14 protein-coding genes and 1 other RNA gene are annotated in these 12,129 nt (G+C 38.6%); 9 read left to right on the top strand and 6 right to left on the bottom strand.

Annotated elements, in window-relative coordinates:
• The first annotated feature begins 3 nt into the window (after positions 1-3).
• The 3 genes from lpxD to lpxA are packed head-to-tail and all read left to right on the top strand — an operon-like array spanning position 4 to position 2,349.
• Positions 4-1,071: a UDP-3-O-(3-hydroxymyristoyl)glucosamine N-acyltransferase gene (lpxD, locus tag RR876_RS05570; RefSeq protein ID WP_332476760.1), complete on the top strand. Its 1,068-nt coding sequence runs from the start codon at positions 4-6 to the stop codon at positions 1,069-1,071.
• A gap of 7 nt (positions 1,072-1,078) precedes the next feature.
• Positions 1,079-1,564 carry a 3-hydroxyacyl-ACP dehydratase FabZ gene (gene fabZ, locus RR876_RS05565; RefSeq protein ID WP_010326983.1) on the top strand — a complete coding sequence of 162 codons (486 nt, stop codon included), beginning with the start codon at positions 1,079-1,081 and terminating at the stop codon, positions 1,562-1,564.
• Positions 1,561-2,349 (top strand): acyl-ACP--UDP-N-acetylglucosamine O-acyltransferase, encoded by a 789-nt coding sequence (gene lpxA, locus RR876_RS05560; protein WP_332476759.1) that lies wholly within the window; start codon positions 1,561-1,563, stop codon positions 2,347-2,349. Before fabZ ends, lpxA begins: the two co-directional genes overlap by 4 nt.
• Positions 2,350-2,407: 58 nt before the next feature.
• Here the strand turns inward: lpxA and RR876_RS05555 are convergent, their stop codons facing one another.
• Complete coding sequence (locus RR876_RS05555; protein WP_332476758.1) at positions 2,408-3,259, bottom strand: YbgF trimerization domain-containing protein; 852 nt, start codon at positions 3,257-3,259, stop codon at positions 2,408-2,410.
• Between the two features lie 274 nt (positions 3,260-3,533).
• On the opposite strand from RR876_RS05555, the gene ffs reads away from it, so the two are divergent.
• Positions 3,534-3,630, top strand: an RNA gene (ffs, locus tag RR876_RS05550) — signal recognition particle sRNA small type.
• Positions 3,631-4,115: 485 nt separating this feature from the next.
• Here the strand turns inward: ffs and RR876_RS05545 are convergent.
• The 4 genes from RR876_RS05545 to RR876_RS05530 all read right to left on the bottom strand — a co-directional run bounded on the left by RR876_RS05545 (position 4,116) and on the right by RR876_RS05530 (position 7,093).
• The gene (locus tag RR876_RS05545) at positions 4,116-4,718 is read right to left on the bottom strand and encodes a regulatory protein RecX (protein WP_332476757.1); all 603 of its coding nucleotides are present in this window, start codon (positions 4,716-4,718) and stop codon (positions 4,116-4,118) included.
• A 106-nt stretch (positions 4,719-4,824) separates the two neighbouring features.
• Positions 4,825-5,868: a recombinase RecA gene (gene recA, locus RR876_RS05540; protein WP_005401034.1), complete on the bottom strand. Its 1,044-nt coding sequence runs from the start codon at positions 5,866-5,868 to the stop codon at positions 4,825-4,827.
• 114 nt (positions 5,869-5,982) lie between these two features.
• The gene (locus RR876_RS05535; RefSeq protein WP_004696588.1) at positions 5,983-6,426 is read right to left on the bottom strand and encodes a S4 domain-containing protein; all 444 of its coding nucleotides are present in this window, start codon (positions 6,424-6,426) and stop codon (positions 5,983-5,985) included.
• Complete coding sequence (locus RR876_RS05530; protein ID WP_332476756.1) at positions 6,419-7,093, bottom strand: HAD-IA family hydrolase; 675 nt, start codon at positions 7,091-7,093, stop codon at positions 6,419-6,421. The genes RR876_RS05535 and RR876_RS05530 overlap by 8 nt, the downstream gene beginning before the upstream one ends.
• Positions 7,094-7,665: 572 nt before the next feature.
• On the opposite strand from RR876_RS05530, the gene RR876_RS05525 reads away from it, so the two are divergent.
• The 5 genes from RR876_RS05525 to RR876_RS05505 all read left to right on the top strand — a co-directional run bounded on the left by RR876_RS05525 (position 7,666) and on the right by RR876_RS05505 (position 11,435).
• Positions 7,666-8,259, top strand: a complete 594-nt coding sequence (locus RR876_RS05525; protein ID WP_332476755.1) for a LysE family transporter — start codon at positions 7,666-7,668, stop codon at positions 8,257-8,259.
• 220 nt (positions 8,260-8,479) lie between these two features.
• On the top strand, positions 8,480-8,725 hold the full coding sequence (locus RR876_RS05520) for a hypothetical protein (RefSeq protein WP_004696593.1): 246 nt from the start codon (positions 8,480-8,482) through the stop codon (positions 8,723-8,725).
• A gap of 320 nt (positions 8,726-9,045) precedes the next feature.
• Positions 9,046-9,291, top strand: coding sequence for a hypothetical protein (locus tag RR876_RS05515; protein ID WP_332476754.1), 246 nt, complete (start codon positions 9,046-9,048; stop codon positions 9,289-9,291).
• Between the two features lie 503 nt (positions 9,292-9,794).
• Positions 9,795-10,649, top strand: coding sequence for a 3'(2'),5'-bisphosphate nucleotidase CysQ (locus RR876_RS05510; RefSeq protein WP_332476753.1), 855 nt, complete (start codon positions 9,795-9,797; stop codon positions 10,647-10,649).
• Between the two features lie 54 nt (positions 10,650-10,703).
• A complete protein-coding gene (locus RR876_RS05505; RefSeq protein ID WP_004696597.1) occupies positions 10,704-11,435 on the top strand; it encodes a histidine phosphatase family protein in 732 nt (243 codons plus the stop codon).
• 136 nt (positions 11,436-11,571) lie between these two features.
• On the opposite strand, the gene RR876_RS05500 is transcribed toward RR876_RS05505, so the two are convergent.
• A complete protein-coding gene (locus tag RR876_RS05500; RefSeq protein WP_332476752.1) occupies positions 11,572-12,012 on the bottom strand; it encodes a hypothetical protein in 441 nt (146 codons plus the stop codon).
• Positions 12,013-12,129: the final 117 nt, after the last annotated feature.

Raw genomic sequence — 12,129 nt, 5'->3', positions numbered from 1 at the left:
TCAATGAATCCTCAACAGTACCGCTTAGAAGATCTTGCTCGTTTAGTCCAAGGTGAGTGTGTAGGTCAAGCTGATTTAATCCTTAATGGATTAGCAAGTCTAGATTCGGCAGAATCTAGACATCTTGCATTTGTAAATGGTGAAAAATACTTAGAGCAAGCACAGCAGTCCAAAGCTGGAGCATTTATTGTTACAGTTGATCTGAAGGATCACTTGGTTGAACATCAAAACTTTATTGTTGTTGCCAATCCTTATTTAGCCTTTGCCATTTTAACCCATGCTTTTGAGGTGAAACACACTGAGCAGGGCATTGAAAGCACCGCGCAGATACATCCTTCTGCAATCATCTCAGATACTGCTTATATTGGTCATTATGTGGTCATTGGTGAAAATTGTGTTGTTGGCGATGACACGATTATCCATTCACATGTCAGCATACATGATGGGGTTGAAATTGGCCGCAGCGGTTTAATTGAATCGCATGTAAATTTGATGTCATGCAAAATTGGTGATCGTGTTCGTATTCATGCCAATACTGTGATTGGTAGCGAAGGTTTTGGTTTTGCCCCTTATCAAGGGAAATGGCATCGAATTGCTCAATTGGGTTCGGTCATCATTGGAAATGATGTACGGATTGGTTCAAATTGTAGTATTGATCGCGGTGCATTGGATGACACAATTTTGGAAGATGGTGTCATTATTGATAACCTTGTGCAAATCGCCCATAACGCTAAGATTGGTGCCAATTCAGCTTTTGCTGCCAATACCGCAATTGCGGGTAGTACAACTATTGGCAAAAATTGCATCGTAGGTGGTGGGTCTGCAATTGCAGGGCACCTAAATATTGTTGATAATGTTACTTTAACTGGAATGTCAATGGTCACAAATAATATTTCTGTGGCTGGAACGTATTCTTCAGGAATTGGACTGTTTGAAAATCAAAAGTGGAAACGCACCGTTGTTCGTTTAAGACAATTAGCAGATGTGCCATTGACCCAATTGGTAAAAAAACTTGATCATATGCAGGCTCAAATCGAGTCCCTTGAATCAACAATTAAATTGCGTAAATAGAAATATGATGACTGAGTCGAATTCTACTAGTTTCACGAAACCTGAATTGCCAATGACGATTCAAACTATTCGTGAGTACTTACCACACCGCTATCCTTTTTTATTGGTCGATCGTGTTGTTGATGTGACTGAAAATGGAATTGTGGCGTATAAAAATGTGTCTATTAATGAAGAGTTCCTTCAAGGCCATTTCCCTAATTATCCAATTATGCCTGGTGTTTTGATTGTCGAAGCATTAGCGCAAGTTTCAGGTATTCTTGGTTTCATCATGAATAATGAGAAACCGAGTGAAGGTTCTTTGTTCTTATTTGCAGGTGCAGAGAAAGTTCGCTTTAAAAAGCAAGTCGTTGCAGGCGACCAATTGGTGTTAAAATCAGAATTGGTCATGCAGAAACGTGGTATTTACAAATATAATTGTATTGCCACTGTTGACGGTGTAGTAGCAGCATCTGCGGAAATTATGGTTTCGCATCAGAAAATAGAGCAATCATGAGCAATAACGAATTTATTCACCCAACAGCAATCATTGATGCATCTGCCGTGATTGCAGCAGATGCAAAGATTGGACCGTATTGTATTATTGGTCCAAATGTCACTATTGGTGCAGGTACGCAGTTACATTCGCATGTAGTGGTCGGTGGTTATACGCGTATTGGAGAGCAAAATGAAATTTTCCAATTCGCAAGCGTGGGTGAGGTCTGCCAAGATCTAAAATATGCAGGTGAAGAAACCTGGTTAGAAATTGGTGACCATAATAAAATTCGTGAGCATTGTAGTTTACACCGTGGCACGGTTCAGGATCACGGCATAACCAAGATTGGTAGCCATAATTTATTGATGGTGAATACGCATATTGCGCACGACTGCGTGGTTGGTGACCATAATATTTTTGCAAACAATGTCGGTGTTGCTGGCCATGTTCACATAGGGGACTATGTGATTGTCGGTGGTAACTCGGGTATACACCAATTCTGTAAGATTGATTCTTATAGCATGATTGGTGGTGCATCATTGATTGTGAAAGATGTCCCTGCTTATGTGATGGTTTCTGGTAATCCTGCACATGCTTTTGCGATGAATGTTGAAGGCATGCGTCGTAAAGGTTGGTCTAAAAATGTGATTCAAGGTTTACGTACTGCATTTAAATTGATTTATAAAGAAGGCTTAACGACAGAGCAGGCTTTAGAACGTATCCGTGCAGAAATTTTGCCTGAAGTTGCTGAAGCACAATTGCTCATCGATTCATTAGAGCAATCAGAGCGCGGCATTGTGCGTTAAGCTTATTTCAAATATAAAAAAGACACTTCGCGTGTCTTTTTTTATATCTGTAGGAAAATTATTTTTTAAAGAAAGAGGCCTCTTCAGACTTAGGATATTGCTTGAGGAGTTTGGCTTTGTATTGGTTGGCCTGAGCCGTATTTTTATCCACTTCTTTGGCAATATTGTAGAGTTGATAGACGGCGCGAGGGGCACGCGAAGAGTTAGGATATTGGTTTGCCACAATCCCGTAGTTCTTTTTCGCTTCTGCATAGTTGGTGGGTTCAATGGCTAAATTAAATTCCGCTAACCAGAAATATGCATTGCTGATGTAAACACTGTTGGGGTTGTTTTTAATAAAATTTTGCATGGGTGCAATCGCTTTCTTCGCACCACCTTGCTTATAGACATCCAATGCGACAGTATACGCGGCTTTTTCTAGCTCAGATGGCTCTGATGTGTTTTGCGTACTGACCACTACAGGTGCTTTATTTACTGCGGCTGTGTTGCTGTTGCTGTTGTTTTTGGTGTTGGTGATTGTGGTGTTACTGGGAGGAGTATCCTGTTGGTTATCCTCCGTTGTATTGCTCGCTTCAGGATCTACTTTTTGTTGAAGCAACTCTAAGCGTTGATCTAGGTCAGCGTAACGATTTTCCAACTCATGTTTGAGTTGAGCGATCTCGTTGTCTTGCTCTTCAAGTTTACCGCGTAAGCTACGCAAATCACTTTCTAATTGTTGGTTCTTTTGCATGATTTGCCAATTAATATTGGTTGCTGTTGCACTCGCACCTGTGTCTACTGCGACGCTGGTTGGATTGACACTATTGTTCGTTGCTTGGCTTAAGCCGCGAGATTCAATTGGAATATTGGCGAAAACAGGCGTTGTGCAAAGTAGGGTGAGGGCACATAGGCTATGCTTCTTTAGCATCATAAAATATCCGTGTTATAAGGCTTTGATGGGGAAAACATCAAACGAAATTCATTTACCCCATTAAAAACGGCAACGTTATGAATTGCAATAAGCTTTTACATTGTTGTCGTATATTTAGGTAAATGAATGTAGCCTAGTCGTTACCAATAATTGAGCGATTTTTCTTGAGTTTGTTTTATAAATAGTCAATTGAATGAAATGCTTATTGAAAAGTCGTTTATAGGCTTGCAACTTAAGGAAAAATCTCTATACTCTGTTCTTGCAATGGTAGCCCTGCCGGTTACTTCGCAATTGTATTCTACGAACCCCGCCAGGACCGGAAGGTAGCAACGGTAGTAGAAATATGATGTGCCGAAGGCCTGCTGGTAGGGTTGCCACCAAATTCATATATTAAAAATATAATAATCAATGTGCAGCATACAAATACATTGTATGTAGACCAAATTTAAAATACCAAGCATTTAAAGAGTATCTTTTCAATCGATATTATTGCGTTTGTAATATTTTCTATTCTCTTTAACTTTTATTTTAAAATTCATTTACTCTATTCCTCACCTCTTTTTGCTCTCTACCATGTGTATTTTTTCTTTTGTGTGTGATGTATTTTAATATCACGTTAAATCCTGATTATTTAATTTATCGAAAATTATTTTAAGTATTAGAAATCATTGCATTATTTTTTCATCTTATACTTTATATATTTAAGCTTTTCTGAATGTTATCTGATTCGTAGTTACTTAAGGCTTACATCATTTTCTAACTCATTATCGATTACATGTAGTTAATGTTGGATGTGAATATAAGATCAATATTTATAAAGGTGATTTGGGCATAGCTTGGTCAAGAGGAATGGTGATTAGCCATCAACCCTGCTAATCGCTTTCATAATTGCATCCATTTCAAAGCCACGATACATTAAAAAACGGATTTGTTTGGCTTTTAGTTTTGGATCTTTTGCGACCTCAGTTCCATACTTTCTAACTTTGAGTTGATAGGCTTGTTCGACCCAATCCGTTTCTTTCAGTTCTTCTAAAATTAAACCAGTGTCAATTTTTTTGGTTTTTAGCGCCAGTTTAATGCGATTAGGGCCTTTGCCTTTACGCTTTTGGCTCGATAAAGTGATCTCAGCTACGCGTTGATCACTCTGATAGTTTTGTGCTGAAAGCTCTTCAACCAGTGTAATCACTTCTTCACGGTGCATCGCCCATGTAGCCAGTTTCTCAATCAATTCTGCTTTTGAATATTCCTTACGTGTTAATACAGCAAAGGCATAAGAACGTAGACGAGAACCTGTTAAACCTGTGGGTTTGGGCTGATTCTCTTCATCAAAATCTAAAACATCATCAGTTTCTTGTGTTACCTGCGTGTGGCCGTATTGAGTAGGAGGGGATTCATCCTCACCAAATTGTTGTTTGAGAGCATCATAGTCAAGAAGTTTGGGGAATTTTGAATTAGGCATAATCGGCTATGAAATAGATCTGAATAAACAAAACGCCCCGTAGGGCGTTTCTTAGTGTAAGCCTAAATGTCGTGTAAGAACATTTAATCTTTTTAGATACTTTTAATTAAGCATCTAAAAAGTCTGGCTCTTCTTCATTCTCTTCTACTGGCGCAGCGTTTGCGGTCGTCAGTAGTTTTTCTCGAATGATTTTCTCAATGGTTTCAGCCAACTGAGGGTTTTCTTCAAGGTGACGGATCACATTGTTTTTACCTTGACCGATTTTGTCACCTTGGTATGAATACCAAGCACCTGCTTTTTGTACGATTTCTTGTTGAACAGCTAAGTCTACGAGTTCGCCCAAGTGGTTGACGCCTTTACCATATAAAATTTGGAAGAGCGCTTCACGGAATGGAGGTGCCATTTTGTTTTTGACAACTTTCACTTTGGTTTCAGAACCAACGATTTCATCGCCTTCTTTGACCTGACCTACGCGACGAATGTCTAAACGCACAGACGCATAGAATTTCAACGCATTACCACCAGTCGTGGTTTCAGGGCTACCAAACATTACACCAATTTTCATACGAATTTGGTTAATGAAAATCACCATACAGTTTGAGCGTTTTGCATTGCCTGTAATTTTACGTAATGCTTGGCTCATTAAACGTGCTTGGAGACCCATGTGTGAGTCGCCCATTTCACCTTCAATTTCAGCACGTGGTGTCAATGCTGCAACAGAGTCGACAACGATGAGGTCAATGGCACCAGAGCGAACCAGCATGTCTGCAATTTCAAGTGCTTGCTCACCATGGTCAGGTTGAGAAACCAAGAGATTGTCAATATCAACGCCAAGTTTACGCGCATACTGTGGGTCTAAAGCGTGTTCTGCATCGATAAATGCACATGTACCACCTGCTTTTTGACATTCGGCAATCGCTTGTAAAGTCATGGTTGTTTTACCTGAAGATTCAGGACCATAAATCTCAACGATACGACCTTTCGGTAAGCCGCCAATGCCTAGAGCAATATCAAGTGTCAAAGAACCCGTTGATACCGCTTCAACAGCTTGTACGGTGTTATCGCCAAGACGCATTACTGTGTTTTTACCAAACTGTTTTTCAATTTGGCTTAGCGCAGCATTGAGCGCCTTGCTTTTATTATCATCCATCTTACAACCTCAAAACGATGTCACGGATATTTACTGAATATGCTCAGTATAGTGACAGATTTAGTCTGTATCTTCTATAAAAGTCAGATCGTGTGCGACACAATATGACGCATGTCATTCATCATCATTATAAGACCAATACTGGTCAAATTGTTGATCATTTTCTTGTCTAAACTTACTGATATCACGTCGGTCTTTTTTACTTGGACGATGATCAGGTCGAGCTAGATTATGCAACTTTCTTTGGCTTGCAATCAATTCCCGTCGTGTAATACTGACTTCAGTTTCTTCATATAATTTTTGTGCAACAGGAGCGGGGCCACGCACGTCAGAAAGTTCTTTGATCACCACGGTTTTCTTATCAATGCCTTGTTGTATGGTGAGTTCCATTCCAACCCGAACTTCTCTCGACACTTTGACACGTTCGCCATTGTGGTGAACTTTGCCCCCCTCAATTGCATTTTTGGCAATGGAGCGCGTTTTAAAAAAACGTGCTGCCCATAGCCATTTGTCAATGCGCATGCCGACAGCATCTTCCGCTAAAGTGGATTTACGCATATTTGGCCGTGACCTCAGCTTGCTCTAAATAAGGAATTAAATCGGTGAGCTGATTTAAGATAGGATAAGGGCTGGATGTCTTGCTTTGACCTAGTGATGAGGGTTGAGCAATGGTAAATAGGTTTTGAATACCATAACTTTCAGCACCCTTTAGTACTTTTTCAGTGTCATCGATAAAGTAACACTGTGTGGCTGCAAAAGGATGGCGTTCATGGAGACGTTGCCAGAACTCAGTAAATTCCTTGGCGTGGCCGAGAGTTTCACTGCTAATAATGACATCAAAATATGAGGCCAGTTTCGTGTGTTCGAGTTTGAACTTGAGTCCCTCACAGTCCGCATTAGTGGCAAGCCAGCAAGGGTAGCCGTTGCTTTTTAAATAGTCGAGAAGTTCAAGGCTACCTTCACGCAGGCCAACTTTATGCTTAAATTCCTGCTGCAAAGCGAGCGTGTCTACGCCGACTTTAGCTGTCCAAAAGTGCGTAGAATACCAATTGAGTGTGTGATTATGGGTTTGATAAAACTGAAACAGGGCCTGAGTACTTTGTTCTAAAGAGCACTGGTGTTGTTCAGCATAACGGATAGGAAGCTGATGATTCCAAATAAAATCATCATAGGCAAGATCCAGTAATGTACCGTCCATATCAAAAATGATAATTGGCTTTTCCACTCAAAAAATCTCCAATATTTCAAAGTTCAGCAATGGCTATAGAAAACAGTTAGCAACCGATCTAGCAGTTTTGCTTTATGCAAATATGGCGTAATTATAGCGTATAGATGCATAAGATGACGGATTTGCATAGCCCATTGTCAAAAATTGAAGAATACGGGATCTTAATTTTTTAAGTAAGAGTATATAAGATGTGTTAACTACACATTGATCCACAGCAATATTGAAATTTCAGCATAAGGAATGATTCACCTTATGGAGAGGGAGGAGTTTTTGTAAACATCTGATGAGAACGCTTAGAGCTATCATTTGAATGTAAGGGCTGTAGAGAATGAGTTTTTTGAATTTGTATAAAACTTATACTAAATTGAGATTTAGTAGTGAATTTTTGCTATGTCCAGATGATTTTTAGCAAGTTGTGTTTATTACTTAATGTTAGATAAAGAGAATATTAAGAATTTGTTTTATAAGGTGTTCTTTTTTGTATTAAATTTTTTCTTACATTTAAAAGATCGACAAATAAAACGAAATATTGAAGTATTTGGCCAACTTTATAAGGAAAAGGATAGTGAATGTTTTCATGGCTTTTTGTAAGTTTGGTCATTACCATCCTTTTAACACCCGGACCAACAAATACCCTTTTAGCCTCATCAGGCATTGAAACGGGTGTTAAAAAATCCCTGAAATTGATTCCAGCAGAAGTGGTGGGTTATTTTATTGCCATTAGTGCATGGGGAGTTTTAATTGACTCGATTGCTGAATCTCTGCCTATTCTGCCACCCATCTTGAAGCTTTTTAGTGCGGCTTATATTATTTACTTGGCCTTTAAATTATGGAAAACCTCTACTGTTGCTGCTGACCTAAATCAGCCATCGATTACAGCGAAGGCGCTTTTTTGTGCGACCATGTTAAATCCTAAAGCGCTATTATTTGCATCAGCCGTTTTCCCAGCTGTAGCGTGGTCAAGTTTGCAAGCTTATACGGTGCATATGGGGCTATTTTTATGTTTAATTGCCCCGATTGCATTGTTTTGGGTTTTTATTGGCTCTGTCTTGGTGGCCAATAAAATTTCATGGTTGAATCAAAAAAATTTACAACGGACTGCATCATTGGTTTTGGTTAGCTTTTCAGTACCGCTTAGCTATTCGGCTCTCATGTCTATCTAGTCTGTTTCATCAAATGTTCATTTTACATCGATACCATTAAAACCACCTGAGGGTGGTTTTTTATGTTTGAATCTAAATTTAAATCACTTCAACATACAAATGCGATAAACGTAAATTTTCTGCAAAAATGAAAATAAACAATAAAGTGGTTTTGCTGGTTATTTAAATGAAAATCGGTTAAAAAAGATGTGGCAAATGAGAACAAAATAGAGAGGAATGGATGAGTGAATTAAATTTAGATTTTTTAGATGAAACCTTAGATAAATATGAAGCAAAAGGTAAGAAAAAGGCCATTAAAAAAATCCGTATTGGTTATATGCTTTATGCAAAGTTTATGTCGAATAAAAAATTTGCAGAAAATGTAATGAGTTCATCTTTAGATCCCAATAAGCGGACTTATCGTAATACCAAGATTAAAATTACGCATGATGAATATGAGTTAACCTTTTTACGTAATGATGATTAAGTATTGAATTGTGTAAAAAAACCATAAGGTTTCATTTGTTTGAAATATTTGAGCTGTAGAGTGTGCGACATAAAGAAATGAAAATATAATGATTAGATGATGTTTGTGCAGTTAAGCCTGTTTATTTGGAGAGAGGTAAACAGGTTTTTTATTATAATAACTTTTTGGTCTGAGTGATTGCAGACAAAGAGCCCGATTTGTTTTCATGCTGATCGGGCTTTTATTTTTCTATTGAAATGAAAATAGTGATAAAGATGATTTTTGACATCTTTTGATCATATTGTTCATGGATAATCTTTTTTATTTTGAGTTGCTTCGATATGTCAATTGTTACTGCAAATGAACTAGACAATATTCTAAAAGAATTAATTTCCAAAAATAAAAAGCCTGAAAAAATTTTGATTGGTTATAAAGCATATAGCGAGCTTATGAATGATCGAAATTTTTTGCATGAAGTGGCTAGTTCGGCTATGGATCCGAATAAAAGAAAGTATCAAAAGATTAAGATCAAAGTGACGCAGGATGAGTATCAATTAGAAGTGAAGTGTTCAGATAAAAATGAGTAGCTGTAAAGTAATTTAAAAAAACTGGAGGAATGCCGCATTTTTTAATTGATGTATTTGAAATACAGGTTTATACTACACTCGAAATTAAAGCGCTGTAGCTTTTCTTGTTTTATATCCCACGCTCCCATGCGTGGGATTTTTTTTGCACTATGATTTTTCATAAAGAAACCACTTGGATGTATAAAGCTAAAAAAAATTAAGAGTAAGTACAAATTAGAAAGGGTCAGTTTTTGACTTTCTCTAGCATCAATATTCAATATGTAAGTAAAGGAAAAGTAAGGTTAATTGGACTACTCAACCCAAAGTCAAAAGAAGAATTGGAATCGAATGACATTTACTGAGGGTCTTAGGCGTATAATGGTTTTAAGGTAGCGTTTTAAAAAGTGTTCGCATGTTCTCGCTCTGAAGATACAGTAGGCCGTTGAATATGAGGCGATCAGCATGCTGCTATTTCAACAGATGAACTTCTCTATCTATAACTTGATGAATAAAAAGGCGATCTCATGTTTAAGCCTACAACTGCACCTCAAGATGCGCTGATATTGCAACTTGTACCGATTGTGACTCAGGCATGTGAGATTTTGCGAGAGGAGTATCACGCTTATGTTGCAGGTGGTGATTTTACAGTTGAACGAAAATCCGATCATTCACCCGTCACGCAAGCGGACTATCGCGTCAATCAATTTATTACCGATGCTTTAAACAATACCTTCCCTCATTTGCCTGTTCTTTCTGAAGAAGGGCAGCATGCGCATAGACAGCAGTGGCAGTCTTTTTGGATGCTTGATCCTTTAGATGGTACCAAAGAATTTTTGCATCAACGTCCTGAATTCACCATTAATCTCAGTCTTATCGAGGGTGCGCATACAACTTTTGCTGTGCTGGCTATTCCTTGTGAACAGCAAATTTACTTCTGTCCACTACAAGGTCAGCCTTTAAAATACAATATTGAAAAAGAAATATGGTCTGAATATGTTCCTGTTGAAAACCACAGTGCTGTTCAAGTCGGCTTAAGTCAAAGTAGTCAGAGCAAACCGCAGTACCAAGTGTATTTAGAGCAGCTGGAAAAACTTACGCCTATTCAAGAGTATCGCGCAGGGAGTGCATATAAGTTCTGTATGGTGTTAGAAGACCGAGTCGATATTTACCCGCGCTTTCACCCAACGAGTGAGTGGGATACCAGTGCTGGACAGTGTTTATTGGAGCGGATCGGTGGAGGTTTGGTTGATTTTCAGGGACGACCATTTGTATATAACCAAAGATTGAGTTTGCTGAATGGCGGTTTTATTGCATATCGAAATAACGATATGAAAAAACTGGCATTACAAGCACTTGAACTAATGCCTTCGTCGGCTTGAGCTAAAAACTGAGCGTGCTATAGTGTTTTTTGAATTATTGAGTTGCTAGTGATTATGGCCTTAGAGTTACTCCCGCCTAGTATGTTGAAGGCAATCGATTTATTGCCAGATGCAAAAACGCCAGTGACGTTGTTTACACGTCATTCCATTCGTGAAGTTGTTACGGGTCAGGGGCTTGCAGGCTATGATTTACAGTTGACGCATCAAGGACGCGATTTGGCGGAGGCGTGGGGTTCCTATCTGATCGATAATACGGATCGAGTGATACAACACTGTATTTCTAGCCCAATTCAACGTTGTATTGATACCGCTGCATTAATGATTCAAGGGGCAGATGGACAAACCCTTGAGCCGAATACCCACCGCATTGAAATTATCGAACAAGGTTTATTGGTTGAGCCAGGCAGTTTTGTTTTGGATATTAAGCAAGCTGGGCCTTATTTTCAGCGTCAAGGCGCTCTAGGGTTTATTAATAGCTTTGTTAATAATGCTTTACCCGGTATGAAGCATCCGATTCACGGCGTCGTAGATGTATTGGAACTCATATATAACACGCATCCGAACAATCCTTATGGTTTGAGCCTTGCGGTCAGTCATGACACGATTTTAGCTGCGATTTTGGCGGTTATTTCAGGGCGCACGATTGTGACCAAAGAAGACTGGCCGAAAATGATGGAAGGTCTTTTCGTGTGGTTTGAGGGGGATGTGTTTTTGGAATCCAAATTGAAATGGATTTGGCGCGGGGAAATGAATGAACTGAATATTCATGAATTTCAAAATCTGTAAGTGCTTTGTTTATTAATAAAAAATCAGCTATAAATCTCGTTCATTCATTTAGACGGTCGTTTGAACGAGAAAAAGAATATACGAGATTTATAGATCGATCATTCGTCAACCTTATTAAATACTATACCGCATCAGTTTAAATTTTTGCTTTGAGTCGATTGGGAAAGTCGAGCAAGTCGATACTCAGGCCTTCATCATTTAAAGGCCATAATGAGGTATTCACCGTTACGCTGTGTTGATGAATGCGATTGTATTTATCTGCAGCAATGAGCGTGGCAATCTCATGATTTGAAAGGGTATAAGCGTTGACAACATCGGCTGGATATTGAGTACGGTCATAAAACTCAGCTTCCGTTTCTCCTTGGTGTAGTGCAAAAATACGTTCAATTGCAGGTAAATAGACGCCATAGCCTAACCACGCATCAACGCCCTGAGAGGCCTGAATTTCTGCGGTTCCGCGCATATTTGAGATGACTTTGGCGAGTATGTCTTTTTCACCTTTGGCATGAAAATACTCAATATATTGTTGTTCTGTCGGTTGGAATTTTTCAAGTGTTGGAAGAAATTTATTAATCATGTTATTCCCCAGTAGAACATTCTATATGGTTTCATTATAGGAAAATAGAATACCATAATTTATTTATGGGGTTTTAATTTTAATCATTTGGCATCTAAAAATTAAAATAAGCTACGT

The sequence above is a fragment of the Acinetobacter sp. genome, assembly GCF_036666595.1.
GTDB lineage: Bacteria > Pseudomonadota > Gammaproteobacteria > Pseudomonadales > Moraxellaceae > Acinetobacter.
This window is presented reverse-complemented; position numbering and strand designations above follow the sequence as displayed.

Coding starts and splice junctions, on each gene's coding strand:
- RR876_RS05500 (WP_332476752.1), bottom strand. CDS start 12,012: ATGATTAATAAATTTCTTCCAACACTTGAAAAATTCCAACCGACAGAA.
- RR876_RS05515 (WP_332476754.1), top strand. CDS start 9,046: ATGTCAATTGTTACTGCAAATGAACTAGACAATATTCTAAAAGAATTA.
- lpxA (WP_332476759.1), top strand. CDS start 1,561: ATGAGCAATAACGAATTTATTCACCCAACAGCAATCATTGATGCATCT.
- RR876_RS05535 (WP_004696588.1), bottom strand. CDS start 6,426: ATGCGTAAATCCACTTTAGCGGAAGATGCTGTCGGCATGCGCATTGAC.
- RR876_RS05545 (WP_332476757.1), bottom strand. CDS start 4,718: ATGCCTAATTCAAAATTCCCCAAACTTCTTGACTATGATGCTCTCAAA.
- RR876_RS05555 (WP_332476758.1), bottom strand. CDS start 3,259: ATGATGCTAAAGAAGCATAGCCTATGTGCCCTCACCCTACTTTGCACA.
- RR876_RS05520 (WP_004696593.1), top strand. CDS start 8,480: ATGAGTGAATTAAATTTAGATTTTTTAGATGAAACCTTAGATAAATAT.
- RR876_RS05510 (WP_332476753.1), top strand. CDS start 9,795: ATGTTTAAGCCTACAACTGCACCTCAAGATGCGCTGATATTGCAACTT.
- RR876_RS05505 (WP_004696597.1), top strand. CDS start 10,704: ATGGCCTTAGAGTTACTCCCGCCTAGTATGTTGAAGGCAATCGATTTA.
- fabZ (WP_010326983.1), top strand. CDS start 1,079: ATGACTGAGTCGAATTCTACTAGTTTCACGAAACCTGAATTGCCAATG.
- lpxD (WP_332476760.1), top strand. CDS start 4: ATGAATCCTCAACAGTACCGCTTAGAAGATCTTGCTCGTTTAGTCCAA.
- RR876_RS05525 (WP_332476755.1), top strand. CDS start 7,666: ATGTTTTCATGGCTTTTTGTAAGTTTGGTCATTACCATCCTTTTAACA.
- recA (WP_005401034.1), bottom strand. CDS start 5,868: ATGGATGATAATAAAAGCAAGGCGCTCAATGCTGCGCTAAGCCAAATT.